Annotated in this window: 13 protein-coding genes; 3 read left to right on the top strand and 10 right to left on the bottom strand. The window is 62.2% G+C overall.

Annotated features, from left to right (window positions below; all coding sequences use genetic code 11):
• The first annotated feature begins 56 nt into the window (after window positions 1-56).
• Entirely contained in the window at window positions 57-332 is a 276-nt protein-coding gene (locus tag L8H00_RS12960; RefSeq protein ID WP_242097720.1) for a hypothetical protein, read from the top strand.
• 35 nt (window positions 333-367) lie between these two features.
• Here L8H00_RS12960 and L8H00_RS12955 read toward each other — a convergent pair whose 3' ends face one another.
• Complete coding sequence (locus L8H00_RS12955; protein ID WP_242097719.1) at window positions 368-817, bottom strand: Lrp/AsnC family transcriptional regulator; 450 nt, start codon at window positions 815-817, stop codon at window positions 368-370.
• Between the two features lie 123 nt (window positions 818-940).
• Here L8H00_RS12955 and ald point away from each other — a divergent pair, with 123 nt between their 5' ends.
• The gene (ald, locus tag L8H00_RS12950; RefSeq protein ID WP_242097718.1) at window positions 941-2,041 is read left to right on the top strand and encodes an alanine dehydrogenase; all 1,101 of its coding nucleotides are present in this window, start codon (window positions 941-943) and stop codon (window positions 2,039-2,041) included.
• 704 nt (window positions 2,042-2,745) lie between these two features.
• Here the strand turns inward: ald and L8H00_RS12945 are convergent.
• The 4 genes from L8H00_RS12945 to L8H00_RS12930 all read right to left on the bottom strand — a co-directional run bounded on the left by L8H00_RS12945 (window position 2,746) and on the right by L8H00_RS12930 (window position 7,033).
• Entirely contained in the window at window positions 2,746-3,189 is a 444-nt protein-coding gene (locus tag L8H00_RS12945; protein WP_242097717.1) for a hypothetical protein, read from the bottom strand.
• Complete coding sequence (locus L8H00_RS18985; RefSeq protein ID WP_242097716.1) at window positions 3,189-5,327, bottom strand: tyrosine-type recombinase/integrase; 2,139 nt, start codon at window positions 5,325-5,327, stop codon at window positions 3,189-3,191. Before L8H00_RS18985 ends, L8H00_RS12945 begins: the two co-directional genes overlap by 1 nt.
• Window positions 5,318-6,532: a tyrosine-type recombinase/integrase gene (locus L8H00_RS12935; protein WP_242097715.1), complete on the bottom strand. Its 1,215-nt coding sequence runs from the start codon at window positions 6,530-6,532 to the stop codon at window positions 5,318-5,320. The genes L8H00_RS18985 and L8H00_RS12935 overlap by 10 nt, the downstream gene beginning before the upstream one ends.
• Window positions 6,533-6,670: 138 nt before the next feature.
• Window positions 6,671-7,033 (bottom strand): hypothetical protein, encoded by a 363-nt coding sequence (locus L8H00_RS12930; RefSeq protein WP_242097714.1) that lies wholly within the window; start codon window positions 7,031-7,033, stop codon window positions 6,671-6,673.
• 125 nt (window positions 7,034-7,158) lie between these two features.
• On the opposite strand from L8H00_RS12930, the gene L8H00_RS12925 reads away from it, so the two are divergent.
• Complete coding sequence (locus L8H00_RS12925) at window positions 7,159-7,410, top strand: hypothetical protein (protein ID WP_133192325.1); 252 nt, start codon at window positions 7,159-7,161, stop codon at window positions 7,408-7,410.
• Here the strand turns inward: L8H00_RS12925 and L8H00_RS12920 are convergent.
• From L8H00_RS12920 to L8H00_RS12900, 5 genes are read right to left on the bottom strand one after another with little or no spacing between them, the layout of a single operon-like run.
• The gene (locus L8H00_RS12920; protein WP_242097713.1) at window positions 7,391-10,654 is read right to left on the bottom strand and encodes a conjugal transfer protein TraG N-terminal domain-containing protein; all 3,264 of its coding nucleotides are present in this window, start codon (window positions 10,652-10,654) and stop codon (window positions 7,391-7,393) included. The two genes, L8H00_RS12925 and L8H00_RS12920, sit on opposite strands and share 20 nt — an antisense overlap.
• Before the next feature lie 24 nt (window positions 10,655-10,678).
• Window positions 10,679-12,145 (bottom strand): conjugal transfer protein TraH, encoded by a 1,467-nt coding sequence (locus tag L8H00_RS12915; RefSeq protein WP_133192327.1) that lies wholly within the window; start codon window positions 12,143-12,145, stop codon window positions 10,679-10,681.
• Window positions 12,145-13,071, bottom strand: a complete 927-nt coding sequence (locus L8H00_RS12910) for a conjugal transfer protein TraF (RefSeq protein WP_133192328.1) — start codon at window positions 13,069-13,071, stop codon at window positions 12,145-12,147. Before L8H00_RS12910 ends, L8H00_RS12915 begins: the two co-directional genes overlap by 1 nt.
• On the bottom strand, window positions 13,071-13,478 hold the full coding sequence (locus L8H00_RS12905) for a hypothetical protein (RefSeq protein ID WP_133192329.1): 408 nt from the start codon (window positions 13,476-13,478) through the stop codon (window positions 13,071-13,073). The genes L8H00_RS12910 and L8H00_RS12905 overlap by 1 nt, the downstream gene beginning before the upstream one ends.
• The gene (locus L8H00_RS12900; protein ID WP_242097712.1) at window positions 13,475-15,469 is read right to left on the bottom strand and encodes a conjugal transfer protein TraN; all 1,995 of its coding nucleotides are present in this window, start codon (window positions 15,467-15,469) and stop codon (window positions 13,475-13,477) included. Before L8H00_RS12900 ends, L8H00_RS12905 begins: the two co-directional genes overlap by 4 nt.
• Window position 15,470: the final 1 nt, after the last annotated feature.

Genomic DNA, 15,470 nt, shown 5'->3' with positions numbered 1-15,470 from the left:
GGCTCTTTCCCCAATCGCCCGCCCCGCGCTGGCCAGGCTGCCAGACCGCCGCGCCGATGGGCGCCTACCGGACCAACCGACGCGACTATAGCAAGCCCGGCAACCCGAAGAACGATGTCACCGTCTCTGCCGTCGGTCAGCACGGCCTGACCGTCAGTCGCAGAAGTGAGAAGACGTATTGGGAGCTGATCGGCCCCAATCTGTTCGAGGAGGTGACCGGCCCGTGCGAAGGAGGGCCGTTCGAGCGGCTCGAGTTTTATGGTCCCGCCAGCGATCATCGCCTGTCATTCGCGACGGAGCCACATGTGCTCTATCGGTTGGTGCGTCCTTGAAAAGCGCTTCCTTTCGGTTTCGAAAGGCTATGCTCTTAACGATCAACTACTCTGACGACCTCACGAATAACAAAATGGGACGCAAGTCGAGCCACACCGGGTAGGCGCGAAAGTGTTTCCCGGTGCACGCGCTCGAACGTTTCGTTCTCCCGAACCTCGACGTGAAGAAGGTAGTCGGCTTCGCCGCTCATCAGGAAGCACTCGCGCACTTCCGCGCAATCCGTGATTCTGCGCTCAAACTCGGCCATCGTCTGCTCCGTCTGGTCGCGGAGGGTGACATTGACCAATACCGAACTTGGATTGCCCCGCGCCGCTTTGGACAGAATGGCGCGAAATCCGGAAATGTAGCCACGCTCCTTGAGCTGGCCGACACGCCGATGCGCCGCGCTCGCCGACAGACCCACGCGATCACCGAGTTCCGCGCTCGTCAGATCCGAATCCACCGAGAGTTGGTGGATGAGTTTGACGTCGAAGGCGTCCAGCATGGCTTTCCTCACATTCGCCTGAATGTGCAATAATCTCCCGCAGTCTACCACCGCCTAGAGCAAAATGGCACAGAAATCCCGCACTTTTGCCGGTATATTGCGGCCATAGCGAGAGGACGTTTTATGAAAATCGGTGTCCCCAAGGAGATCAAGAACCACGAGTATCGGGTGGGGTTGACGCCGGCTTCGGTGGCCGAGATGGTCGCGGCGGGCCACGATGCCGTGGTCGAGACCAAGGCGGGCGAGGGCATTGACTTCACCGACCAGGATTACATTGCGGCCGGCGCGACCATCCTGCCGGATGCGCGCGCCGTGTTCGCGGCGGCCGACATGATCGTCAAGGTGAAGGAGCCGCAAGCCTCTGAGATCGCGCTGTTGGAGCCGCGGCATCTGCTCTTCACCTATCTCCACCTCGCCGCCGACAAGCCGCAGGCGGAGGGCCTGATGAAGTCGGGCGCGACCTGCATTGCCTATGAGACGGTCACCGACCGCAATGGCAGCCTGCCGCTCTTGAAGCCGATGAGCGAGGTCGCGGGCCGGATGTCGGTGCAGGTCGGTGCGCATTATCTGGAAAAGGAACAGGGCGGCCGCGGCATCCTGCTCGGCGGCGTGCCGGGCGTCGCGCCGGCCAAGGTCGCGATCCTCGGCGGCGGCATCTCCGGCGTCAACGCCGCGCAGATAGCGGTCGGCATGCGCGCCGATGTTACTATCTACGATATCAGCATGAGTCGCCTAGCCGAGCTCGATATGTTCTTTTCCAGCCAGATCAAGACCGCGTTTGCGTCCAAGGCGGCGATCGCGGCGGCGGTGAAGAATGCGCACCTCGTTATCGGCGCGGTGCTGGTCCCCGGGGCGGCGGCGCCCAAGCTCGTCACGCGCGACATGATAAAGACGATGAAGCGCGGCGCGGTACTGGTGGACATCGCCATCGACCAGGGCGGCTGTTTCGAGACCAGCCATGCGACCACGCACGAAGACCCGGTCTTCGAGGTCGATGGCGTGATCCACTATTGCGTCGCCAACATGCCAGGCGCGGTTGCGCGCACCTCTACTCTGGCGCTTAACAACGCGACGCTACCCTTTGCGGTGCGACTGGCGAATTTGGGGGCTGAGGCGGCGATGACGGCGGATACGCATCTGGCAAATGGCCTGAATGTCTCCGGTGGAAACATCCGGCACCACGCAGTTGCCGACGCTCTGGATCTTCAGTACGTCGCGGGATAGCATGCTAATGATAGTCCAGCCTGACGCTCGGAAGCGCGAGGGCGTAGCCGAAAGGCGCGCTCGCGCTTCCAGTTGCGTCTGCCGGGGCGGGTCGACACCTTCTCTACCCTTGGCCGCGTCGACGGCATTAATGGCTCGGTGTGTTCAGCAATGGACTGGATAAGTCACGAAGGCTCTCAAACCATAGCGGAGTTGCGCCGGCCCGTGCTCCTGCGCATGGAAGCTGCGACGGCGCTCAGGGGAGGGAGCAGGAGGCGAAGCTCTGTCCTCGGTGCTGGAGGCGGCGGCGGGGTCGCCGCTGAACTGCCACGGCGTGGAGGCTTGTGTACGGACCGGTAAGTGTCGGGGGCTGGCCCAAGACTGAGCGTTGAAACTCTCGACGGGGCTCAGCCCAAGCGCTGATGATCGATTCAGGCGCTGCGCCATTTCGCCGGATCCCGACGGCGGTCGATCGCGCGCAAGCTGTGCATCGAGCTCGCCTTCGGGCGTTTCGATAAGGTAGTTTAACATATATCTCCACCACCGGCTGTCTTTCTACAGCGAATGCAGTGTCTTGATCGACAACCATCTGTCCATTCTGTTTCGGCATCAATCTGAACGATCAGGTGAGTTGGAAGTGTAAGACGCCGTAGGCGGCTCACTTCAAACTCACCTGATCGTAACCCGAAGGGCATGACGGCGCGGGGCAAGCATCATACGATTTCCTACTGTTCCGACAGCCGGGCGAGCACCGCGGTGTAGAGCCGTCGCCAGTACTCGGCCTTGCCGCGTTCCCGCTCGGCTGTTCTCTCGGCTTTCAACCGTTCCGCCCGGGCTTCCTTCAGCCCGGTCTCGAGGCGGTCGACCTTGTTGCGCAGTGCGGCTTCGATATGCCGGTGCTCCTCCGGCGTGCGCAGCGGCACCTTCATGCCGTCGATGATCGTGGTCTCGGCGCGCGTTTCGGCTCGCTCTTCGCCGATCGCATCGGCGAAGTTGTTGTAAAGGTACTGGCGGCTGACCTTCGCCTCGCGCGCGACGGAGACGAACGTGACGGCTTGCCGGCTGTCGCGCAGCCGCAACATGGCGTCCTCGACCGCCGCGCGCTTGTCGGCGCTGCGGCGTTGTCGAGCGCCATCCAACGTGGCTATCCGCCGGTCTTCACCGCTCATTATTGCGTCGCCTCTTGCCGGGCCAGGGCGGGCCGATAGCGTTGCTCGCTGCCTTGGTACTGGCCCTGCGCCTCGATTGATCGGATGATGGCGTCCGTGTTCTGCACAGCGTCCTTGTTCCGCTCGAGCCGCTTGCGGGCGATGCCCGCCATGCGGGTTCGACCCTCGTCTTCGCAGGTCCGCGCTTCCTTTTCGAGGTTCTCGATCGTCACATAAAGCTTGCTGCGTTCTCCGCGAAAATGGTCGACGTCGTCGCCATCGGCGCGAAAGTGCCGGCAGGTGAGACAGGCGTGCGCGTGCGCGTGCTCGCACCATTCACCGAGCTGTCCGGGCAAGGTGCAGGCGCCGCCGCCTACCCGGGTCGCCGTCATTGCGTCCTTGCGCAGCAGGAGATCGCCGACGGCTTCATCGACCCGCCCCTCGATCGTGTAGAACCGACCGCCGCCCTTCCGGATCAAGGCGTTCTTCCTCAGCTCCAGGCGCTTGTTGACGTACATCGATGCCATGTCGGGCGAGGCATGGCCTAGCTCGAACATAATGCTGAGGATATCGTGTCCCTCGGCCGCCATCTGCGTGCCCCGGTGATGCCGCAGCGGATGCCAGGCGAAGTCGACGGGTCGACCTTCGCCATCGGTGATCTGGTGACGCAGGCAGAGGCTCTTGAGCTCCTGCGAGGTCCAATTGCACCCAAGGAAGGACTCGCGTTTGCCATGGAACACCGGGAACAGGTATTTCGTCTCACGTCCGTGACACCGGCGGACGCGCTCGCGCTGCTCTTCGATGATCCCAATCATTGCCTGATGGGCGGCATCGGTCACCAGCAGGGGCTTGCGGTTCCAACGGCTGACCTTGTTCTGCCAGAAGGTGAACAGCATGAACCGGGCGTCATGCGGGTCGGGCTCCAGGCAGTCGAACAGCAGGGCATGCAGGTCTTCGGCGCGGGCGCCCGTCGTCACGCCGATCCTGAAGATGGCCGGGATCGGGTCCGGCAGCTCGTTCAGGTGCGCCATGATCGCGGCGATGGAGTCCGTCGACGCCGCTCGGTTCGCACCCTCCCGCGAGGCATAAAGCCGATTGCGCGAGTCATCGGGCGCCTGCTTGTAATCGATCCGCCTTACGGCCCGCTTGTCGAGGGCGATCGTGGGCCACCGCCCGGGTGCCAGGACAGGTGCAGCGCGCAGGAGCTGGACGATGTCGGTGTACCAGTTCTTGCCCTTCGCCCCGCGGGCATTTCCCCAGGCGAGGAAACGCTCCATCAATGGTTCGGCGATGCCGTCAGGACCAGTGACGCCTTCCTCGTGCAGGAAGCGTGCGAACCGCCGCAGGCGCGACATCGTCCCGGTTGCGGTCGCAGGAGCCAGTTCGCCATGGCTGATCTTGTCGAGCAAAAACGCTCGTGAGAGCGGCCTTAGCCAGGGCGGGAAGCGCAAAAAGTTGAGGTACTGATCGCTGATACGCTGCCGATCGCGGAAGCGGGTATCATCCTCGCTATAGAGGTCGTTCAGCAGGACGATATCGCGCTCCGCCACGGGGCGCATCTGCGCGCGGTCGATGATTGCGTGGCGATGGAGATCGCCGAACAGCTGGACCTCGGGTGCGTGGAACTCGCCGGTCGTCACCTTGCCATCGCGCAACCAGTTGCGCGTCTGACGCAGCCGCCTGTGCTCATGCGTTCGACCGTACCAAGCCGAGTATTGTTCAAGCACCGCTTCGTTATGGCACATGGGGCCGGCTTTGCAGGCGCTGTCATCGGGCGCGAAGTTGGGGTGCGGTATGTCGGCCAAACAGCGGACGCCAAAGCTCGCCAGCAGCGCGACGCCTTCTTGGGTCCGATATTCCACCACCCCCGTCCGTCGCCAGAACCAGCGGCGGTCGGCCTTGCGATCGTCCAGAACCGAAGCCGCGAGATAGGTCTTGATCTCGTTGGTGAGAATCGGGCTCGCGGCGCGGAGCGGCAGGGCGGCGTAGACCGGGGCGAGCCAGGGGTGCCCAAAGACCTCGCTCATCAGCGCGTCGCTCCAGGTATCGTTGGCGAGCAGGAGAGGGGAGACTGCGGCAAGCCGCCCCTCCAGCCAGTTGTTGTAGCGGTCGGGGTCGTCGGGCGTGCCGGCGACGAGGGCGAGCGACGTTACGCCCACCGAACATCCTTCCCAACCAGGTTGGCTTCGCGAAGATGGGCAAGTCGTTCCTGAACCTGCGCAGGACCGGTGAGGTAGAGCTTGCGTACCTCGGACGCGAAAAGGTGCTGGTAGAAGGTGGCGGTCGTCTGCGGACTCGCATGACCGAGCCGGTCGGCGACCTCCAACAGGCTGTAGCCCGCCGCGATCGCCTCCGACGCGTGACTGTGGCGGAACATGTGCCAGGTGAAGGCGGTCCGGGTGCGGCGCTTGAGGAGGCTGTTCAGCTTATAGGCGTAGGACAGGCTCATGGCGCGGCCGACCTGTCCCGCCTTGACGTTGGCGAAGACATACTCGGTGCCGGCCTCAAACGCCGGCAGGTACTCGCCACTCGTCAGATAATCGACGTACATGTTGAGCACGTAATCGTGCACGGGGATGCCGCGCGTCCGTCCCGACTTCGCGCGCGCACCATTGGCGTTGTCGTCGCGCGGCACGACCCAGATCACCTTTTCAGCAAGGTCGATGTCGACGTGACGCAGCCCGAGCGCTTCGCCGATGCGCATGCCGGTATTGTAGAGCAGCACGATCAGGAAGGCGTCGCGGGCGAGGCCGCAGGCCTTGATCATCGTCAGCACCTCGGTCGGGGTCAGGCGTTTGTCCGTGACCCGCCGCTGCACGCGAACGGGATCGCCGCTTAGGTAGCGGTCCTTGCGCCTGGTCGTGCGTCGCTGGCTGATATGTTCGAGGAACGGTTTGTAGACGCGGTGACCGTCAAAAGCTTTTGCCACGTCGGCGGTATCAATTGCGAAGTTGTCGGTGCCGTTGAAGAACCGGTAGAACGATTTGATCGAGAGCTGGATCTGATTGCGCGTCGCCGGTGCCAGCGCGGGCTCCGGGGATGCTCGCAGCCGAACCAGCTTCGGACTCGGCAGCGCATTGCGGTGCCTGGTCAGCCGCCATGCGAGGAAGCCATCGTAGAGCGGGACGGTGACGTCGCGAAGGCCAGCGCCGTTGGTACCCAGGAAATTGGCAAAATCGACGACGTGCCGGGCGTAGGCCCGGATGGTGTTCGGCGATGCGTTGGTCTGCTCGAGATGGACGATCCAATGTCGGAAGCACTCGACGATCTCAGCGTCGTCATCGAGGACGGTCCACGATCGCCGACCGTCGGGCATCGCGATGCGTGCGGTTTGCAGCGGTGCCAGGTAGCTCGGCGTGGACACGCTCCGGATACTGCTGGTATCACGCCGCGATGACAAGCAGCCTTGGACCACACTGGACACGGATTACATGGACAGTTCTGGTACTGCTATTTACATAATCACTATTATCGAACTGGCCGGTAGATACCGATCTGCTGCTTACCAGAACTCACGACTACCACGGATTTCGCGCCAAGCATTGTCCCACTTGCTTCCTGTGCTATGGCTGATTGGTCGTGCTCCGGGCTCGAATTTAGCCATTACGTCATCGATGTGTGGCGCTGGTGCGCCTCCGTTAAAGGGCGCGATCTGTTGTCGCCGAAGATGCCAGACGTAAGCTTTTTCGTGATCGCTGACCGGTTCGGCTTTTCCCCAGGCAACATCCTGAAACTGCCGCTGGGCAGCGCTTCTCGGTCGCCGTTCGCGCAGCCGTAGCGCCTCGTAGAAGCCGAGGTGCACCGCCAACAGCTCCTCGTATCGGGCGGCGATGCGAGGGTCCTTATCTGCCTCGTTCACCGTCATCGCGCTCCCTGTAGCGTCGAGAAGAACAAACGCGGAAAACTCCTCGCCTAGTTCAATCTGGTCTGCTACGCTTTGCAAGCGTAAATCGTGTCCGCATGGGCCGATTGGGTGCAGGAGGAGCGGCCATGTTGAACCATGATACTGGCCAGATGGACTGGCGAGATCCAAGCTCGGCTTCAACTAATAACGGCTACCTCAATCCGAACAACGTGTATGATCAAATGACACATGTGGGACGCGAGGCGCTTTACGATGCACCTCGCCCCGTGACGGCCGAGCACGCCGAGGTCGAAGACAACAGGTACGCAAAAGCGTTCTTCGTGGCCATTCTAGTGTTCATGCTGGTCGCCTGTTTCATCATTCCCGGCCGTTCTTGAGCTGATATTTCTTAGGATCGACCGGGGCGCCATCCTTCCATAGCTCGTAATGGAGATGGGGACCGGTCGACCTACCTGTGGTCCCGACCCGACCTAGAACAGAGCCCGCTTCGATACTGCTTCCGACTGGAAAGGCCGAACGGTCCTGCATGTGGAAGTACTTGCTCTGCGATCCATCGCTGTGCTGTAGCACGAGGTAGTTTCCGGCCCCGCCTTCTTGAAACTCGTTCTTCACGACCCGGCCAGATGCGGGCGCTCGGATCTGGGTGCCAGCCGCAGCAGCGATATCCACCCCACGATGATGGTGACCCGGCTGCCCCGTCACCGGATCAATCCGTCCTCCCATGTTCGAGCTTAGCCGGCCCGAAATCGGTAGGATCGCGCGCTCACCCCGCGGTAGTTCATAAACGTGGCTCGTCCCCTGGCCCACGCCCAGCGTGTCGCGCGCCCAATCACGGGCGCCCTCGACGCCCGGCAGCGTCGTCGGGATCCACGCATCGTTCCGCTCACGAACATGATCGCCAAGTCGCCCAGCGGTCCCTCTGGCGTCATCGACCTGGTTCCCAACATCGAAGGCGCCGCGAGTGATCCGCGCGGACGCATTCGGTATTGCGTCAGACACCTCACCGGCGAGATCGTGGTCACGAGAGCTATCACGGACTGAGACCTCTGGTCCTTGCGCGGCAACGCCACCAGCTCGGCGTCCTCCCCACTGCTGAACACCCGCCGCGGTGGTCGACGCGGGTCCATGCAGGTTGTTGCTCAGTCGATCAGAGACGTTGACACCAAGCTCCTCACGCACTGCCGATACCCGCCGGTCCATGAAGTCGCTCAAGAGGATATCGCGAACCTGCTCCTGCTGTGGAGTGCGCGGCATGACCATGCCGGGCGTCCAGCCCGACTGTGATAGGTTGTCGTCCTGCAGAAGCCGCTCCTGCGCGTATGTGACGAACTCTTGCGTTTCGTTTCGGCTGAGCGACCAGCCTCTCGAGGACGCTTCGCGGACGTCGTTGCTGACGCGCTGAAAGGTCTCCTCGGCGCGAGTGGCTTCAAGAGAAGCGGACCGCGACTCGCCGACACTAACCCCCAGCTTTTGGGAAAGCGATCGCACTTCGCTGTCACCGCTAGTGCTAGTCTCTCGGAAGAAATCGTCACGGGCTGCTCGAGCCTGTGTCGTGTTAGTTTCTCTATTTAGATACTCGTTTAGCTCGCCGTAGGCATTGTCTGCCGAGACATTGCGGTTAGTGTTCTCGGTTGCTGTCGAAGCTAGTTTTCCGCTCAGGCCGGCTCTTCCGGTGACACCCCAAAGCTTCTTAAGAGCCTCAATACCAGCGCTGGCCTCCCCCGAGGTCTGTGAAGCACGAGCGACCTGTTGAGCATCAGCTTCGCTCAAGCCGAAGCGATGGCTAAGGCCAGTGGCAAGGCTGCGCGACGCATCCGTCATCTTTGCTACGCTGTTATTGAAGCCCGAGCCCGTTTCGGTCGAGCTGCCGCGGCGGTGCTCCGAGGCGGTAAGCAAATCGGTAGCTGTTGTCGCTGTCGCGTTCCACGATTGGGATGCCGAGTTACGCAACGATTCGGTGTGGGACTGCCCGTCCGAAAGAGCGCGGCTCATCTGACTGTCGAAACCGGCCGTTCGCGTGGGTTGGAAGCCGAGGCGAGATATACCCTGGGATGTGTCGAACGAGTTCGACCCGTCGGAGAAGCCATACGTCACGCCGCCATCGGCATTCGTGAAGGAGCTAGAGGCATAGCCGGAGTTGAACTTCGGCTGATCGTCAAACTTGTTGGCCTGAGTGTTTCCAGCCGTGAGGTTTTGAAACGAGGTGTTGCCGTACGAGTAATTGCCGGTCGTCCGCTCGGTCGCGGCCTGCTCGGCAGCGCTCTGTGCGGGCTGAAGCATCGACGTCGCGTGTCCCGCGATCGCCATGGCGCCGCGCGCCATGCCGCCGGCGATGAACGGCACGCTCATCATTAAAAAGCCGGCCAAAGTCGTGATGGACTCGTTCACGCTCGCCATGCCGTCGACCACAAGGAGGCTTGGCCCGTTCGGGGAGACAGCATGATACAGGCTCGCCGCCCTGCTCATGACGAACATGTGCAGGATGACGTAGAGCGGCCCCCACGAGGCGAGGTAGAAGAAGCCGGCCGCGTAGCCCTTTAGCGTCTGCACTCCGGTGCGCGGAAACAGAAAGAGCGGAAAGAGCACCGGGAACATGGCGTAGAAGACGACGGTGAGGACGATGCCGAGCAGCGGGACCCATGTCATCGCCTGCTGCGCGATCGAGGTATAGGTGTTCTTTGCCTGGGCGTCAGCGCGCTGCGCCGCATAGGCATCCCACCCGGCCTCGGAGAAGCTCTCCCGCGCCGCAAGGAAGGCGTCGATCATCGAAACCTGCCGCAAATAGCCATACGCGTCGCTGCTCGAGCCGTGCATCTGAGCCGCGACGATCGGCAGATCGTTCTTCAGGCGCTCCGCCGCGATGTCATCGGCCACGCCGGGGTAGGCGCTCTTGCTAAACCAGGGAATATCGTTGTCGTACTCGGCCTTCCACTGGTTGTTCATCCGCGAGTAGGCCTCGTTGCACGGGATAATCGAGTTCTCCGTCGTGTCGGGGCCAGTTGACGTAATCCAACGCTGGCTACGCGCCGGCGAACCAGGACCGATGTCTTCCCAGAGTTTATTGGACTTCGTAAGCTGGTTCATCGACTTGAAGCCGAGTAATACGTCATAGAACGTGCATTGCTTCAGGTGCTCGTCGATGTTTGCGCGGAACACGCTGTTCGTCAGCTCGAAGGTGCGAGCCTTATCCATCAACCGCGCGCCGTAGATCATCCCGTTGGTCGAGAGCGCGAGCGCGTTCGGCATGACGAAAACTGTCTCGGCCGATCGAGTCAGCCAGTCGCCTGCCTGGCTGGTAAACGACGCCATGACACCGAGGCCCAGAGGCACGTTGTCGACCACGGCCGGCGCCAGCCCCGGATTGATCCGGTCCGTGACCTTGATCGTCACGGTCGGCACCATCAGCATCATGTAGATGAGGGTCGACTGGAGGAACCAGTTAAACCAAGCCCGCCAATCCAGCGAGAAGGCGACGACGAATAGCGAGTAGGTGAGCCCCATCACCATGACGACCTGCAGCATGGAGCGGTAGCCTCCGCCCCCGCACCATGCTGCGACCGCATTCAGGACGTTGACGATGTATTCGCCCCCGCCAATCGTGAAAACCTCGAGCGCGCCCATCGTCCTGGCTCCCTGCCCTGTCGCTTACCGAAGACCCTGCGAGCTTAACCCGCGTCCGAAACGGAGCGAGGCGGTCATCTGCGGGCTCATGGTGTTCTTGAGCGTGGACTCTAGGAACTGCGTTTGCTGGATCACGCGGTAGGTGTTCTGGACCTCGCCAGCCATCTTCGTGCTGCGCCGCGCAAGCTCGGTCTTCACGCTGTCGACCTGCTTGCGCCATGTCTCGAATTCGGTGGTCGAGACGTAGTTCGCGCCCTGCTGCGCCTGGGAGATCGTGTCGAGCATACGATCAAGCATCGAAATGAGGAGATCGATCGCGACCATCTCGGAGAGTGTGGCCTTGTCGCCGGAGCCGAGGCCCATGTGCGCTGCCTCGTTCACGACGAGGATCTTGTAGAGCGGGATGGAGGTCATGCCGAGCAGGTTGATCTCGTCGCCAGACAATGCCGCGTTCGAGCGAATTTTCGCGCTCATGCTATCCATCATCTTCAGGACGCGGGTACGCAGCGCCACTTCCGTTGGGATGCTGAGTTTTTCCGATCTCGGCGAAAGGCAGCCCTTGTCGTCCGTAGTGTCACACGACCAAACATCGGTCGGCGCCGATGCCGTGCCATCAAGAAGGGCTTGGTACGTGTCCCAGCTTGCAGGAGCGATGAATCGGAACCCGCCCATGCTGTCGGCCTTCTTGGTCGAATCGTAGATTATCGTGCCGACCATTGTCATTAAGAACTCGGCGTATTCCTTTGATGGTTTGGTCGCACTTTTCGCGTTGAGCGCGTACCAGGTATAGTTCTTCGACTGAACGAGCTCGGCGTCGTCGCCGCCCTTGGCAATCGTATCCTCGCGCTCACCCTTGTTGGTGCAGCCGTGACGTGCCGAGGCGGCGTCGGAGAAGAAGCCCTTGGCACCACCAACCTGCTGGCAAATCGTCGAGCTTGCGCCATCCATCTTCGGCCAGATCGAGCCGATCGCTTGCTGTGCGGCTTCGCAGCTCGACATATTGAACGCGTTGAGGGCCTGCACGCGCTGGCTCATGTCCTTCATGACACCGCCAATCTGCGCAGATATGCTGTCGATCGCGAGCTGGAAGGCGAAACCGATCGCGTTGTTCGCGGTCGCCTTCAGCGTGGCAACCATCTCGTCGGCATTGATGAAACTGAAGCTGCCGGCGAAGAGATCGATCCCGCCGCAGCCGGCGCGCGCGGAGGGCAATGCCACGCTAACCGGATTGATCGACTTCTGCGGGAAACGGCTCCAAACCGACCCGCCTGAGTAGTATCCGGCCGACTGACCGTTGAACGCAGCCGGACCGGTGACGTTCGCGGAAGAGCCAGCCGCGTTGAAGTAGCTGTTCATCTCCGATCCGACGTCGGCCATCGCCGGCTGCGAGACGAGACCAAACACCGCGAGCAGCATGGTCAGCTGCGCGAAGGTCGCCGCAGCGAGTTTCGCAAGCCGGCGCGGGGTGAAGCACTGGATCAGGCGGCGCATCAGAAGTCGCTCCCGGGTTCGACGCTGGTCAGAGTGAAAATGCGGTCCATCACCTCATCCGCGGCCATGACGCCGTAACCGATGGGCATCGGTCGCTTGGTGACAGTGTCAAAGAGGACAAGCGCCGGCACCTGGCCGCCCTGCATGCCCATGGCGCGATACTGGCCGGTGTCGACGGTGAAGTTCGGAAACGTCTTGGAGGGTCCGCCATCGAGGGAGACCGCCATCACGGTCAGTCCGAAGCGATCCGACACGCTACGCATGATCGGCCCGAACACCTCGCACGCGGCGCAGGCGGACGAGTAGAAGTAGAAGACCCCGTACCGCTTGGAGATTGAGCCCAAGACGCGGTTCTTGTCCGCCGTGCGCGTATCGAGCCATGTGCGCTTGCCCAGCTGGTTAACCGGTCGCTGCAGCGTGTAATCCAGTTCCGGATTCTGCCAGATCGAGCGGCGCCACATGTCCGCAAACGACGAGGCGCGGTTTAGCTGCTGGCGCTGGTAGCTGATGTAGGACGAGACGTTCTCCGGTGTCGGGTCGAGGATCGCCCTCGCCTTCTTCTCGTCCAGTTCCTTACCGATCGCCGCCAGCTGCTCGGCCGCGGACTGCGCGGACTGCGCGGGCTGCGCTGCCTTGCGATCGGCAGGGCTCGGCTTTGGTTTGTCGCAATAGAACCAGGTCCCGAGCTTGCGCTGCTGGCAGTAGAAAGCATCGCCCGTCTGGCTCGCGGTACGACGATCCTCCTCCTCCCGATCGCCGTCAACACCGCCCTGCCCTTGCATGGAAACGCTGTCAGGCAGATCGCCAGGCCCCTCGACGCCGGCGATCGGCTCCTCGGCATACCGGGCCTGAGCGATCGCCGCAGGCGGCACAATTGCTGCCGTCGTGAGAGACGCAACAAGAGCGAGCGTGAGTGTGGTGCGCATTATTGATCCCCGTCCTTGTCCTGGTTCCGGTCCTCGGTCGCCTTGCGGTCGAGGTACGCTTTCATCGTCGAGAGCATGTTCGGCTCATGCGCCGAGATGAGCTTGGTCATGTCGTCCGCGAGGACCCTGAACAGAGAGCCGTAGAGGCCCATCACGATCCCTGCGGTGTGCCGGCGCGGGTAGAGGGTGTCGCCACGACGCAGCACGTAGTTGGCCCTCTCGAGCCGACCTGCCGTCGGCTCGAGATCCGAGACGCCGAGCTTGCAGTCAAACCACGCGTCCAGCGTCGGCAGAAGAAAGGCCAGCGGATGCGGACCGACCCGCATCAGGGCGATCAGCAACGCGAACTCCATGACCGACATGTCGGTGAAGCGGCGATGACGGTCGAAGGGCGCCACATCGCTCATTTCGGCTTCCTCGTTTCGTAATAGTCCTTGATCCGCTGCTGGATCATGGTCGAGGTCGCGAGTTCGTCCGGAAGCTTGGCGGCGTCCGTGAACTCGGCGACGACCTCGGAGAAGTCCATCACCGACAGGTTGAGACGAGAGAACTCGTCGATCGTGAAGCCCTCGCAGGTGCCCTTCTTGGCGCTGCCCCAAGGCTTGCCGAGCTGCGGGCGGCCCTGCTCCTGCAGGATGCGGGTCAGCTTCGAGGCGAAGCAGCAATATGCATCCTTTGAAGTGACACAGATGCCAAGCACCTTGTCAGAGCAGTAGGATCCAAGCTTATGACACAGCCCCTTGTCGTCCTTCTGGTCGAGCTGCTTCTCGGCAGAGCTGCATAACCAAGGGGTCAAGAGCGGTACGCCCTTGCCCGAGCAGCAATTCGAGGCGCCGAAGATCTTCTTGTTGCAGGTCTCGCGCGTGCCCGAGAACAGCGTCAGCGTGCTTTCGTTGAACTCCGCATTGGCTTGCCCCAGGGCGTGGAGCCCGACGATCGCATCCTTGAACTCGGTCGATGCCTCGCGCTCGACGGGTTCGCAGTCTCCATTGATACAATAGACATCACTACCACAGATATACTGCTTGGCGTCGTCCTGCTTGTCAGGAAGCGGGCACTTGTAGACCTTGGTCGAAACCTTGCAGGGGCCATCTTGCGGATCATCAAGGCATTCGTCGCGGACGTACGTACATTTCGGATTGCCGGCCAGGCTGGCGCAATCCGAGGTTTGCGTCATGCTGGTGCATGTGTAGCTGCGTTCCCAGTTCCAACACGCGCGGGTGACCTGAACACCGTTGATCGTTCGGGTGGTCGGATCCGGATCGACACAGGTTTCACTTTTGAGCTGGCACGTCTTGCCTGACGTTGTCGCGTTGCACATCGCCTCGTTGCGACGCTCGCTGACGACCTGACCCACCGTTTCCGTCGCATAATAACGCGCCACTGCCGGAGAATCGCACTCGTAGGTGATCTCCTCGCCCTCTTCGGAGTCAGGCTCGAAGCACTTAGTGATCGTGCCTTGGCGGCAGACGTCATAAAGGACGGTGGTGCGCGACCGCTCGCGGCAGATGCCTTGAGCCACGGGCTGGGTAAACGCAGGCGTGCAGCGGCGCGAGGTGTTGTCGTTCGACGTCGGGCGACGACCGATCCAGTTCTCGCAAGTGTAGACATACTTGGTCGACCCAGGGGTCACGTCGACGACGAGCGGCGTACGGCAGACCGCTTCGCCTTCCTCGACCTTGGTGCCCGAGTTGCAAGTCGCTTCGTAATACCCCGCGCTGCCACCCGGGGGCAGAGGTTTGCAGCTGCCGTCAGTTGCCCCCATCGATTGCCCATTGAGAAAGCTGTTCGGATCCTTCTCAACATCCTGCGCCCGCGCGATCTCGCTCGGCGCGAGGGTCACCTTCACACGGTCCGGGTCGGTGACCATCTTCCAAGCATCGTTGCTGCCTACCGCGGCATTGCCGGCCGCGGTTAACCCGTCAGGGTCGTCGGCATAAGCTTCCGCTGGGTTTGCGTTCGGCGAGTAGCCCGGAACGTCGGTCAGAGGCGTCGACGTGGGCAGACTGGCGGCATTCGCGCGAGCCGGCTTGGCGAGCGCTTTCGCGTCTGCCCTGGCCTTGTCCAGGTCCCCTTTGGGGTAGACGTACGGCTGTCCCGCCATCTGCGCGGTAGGTTGCTGCGCCGCCTGCGCGCTCACGGCCGCCTGCGCATTCGTCTGGCTCGGGGCCTGGGTTACCGAAAGGGTCTTGGCTGTCGTGACATTTGCCCGGGGCGTCGGGGTGGGCGTCGGCGCGGGCGTCGCCGACTTGGGCTCGTTGAAATAGGAATAGTCGCCCATGTCGTAATAGCCGCCACCAGACTGGGACTGCGGCTGTCCGCTCGTCTGAGCATCGAGCGCGACGGGAACCGCCAGCAACGCGGCCAAACCGGCGAGGATGAGGCGGCCCCCCGTCATG

Origin of the sequence: Sphingomonas sp. CROZ-RG-20F-R02-07 (genome assembly GCF_022662335.1) — a bacterium.
In the GTDB taxonomy this organism is placed as follows: Bacteria; Pseudomonadota; Alphaproteobacteria; order Sphingomonadales; family Sphingomonadaceae; genus Sphingomonas.
This window is presented reverse-complemented; position numbering and strand designations above follow the sequence as displayed.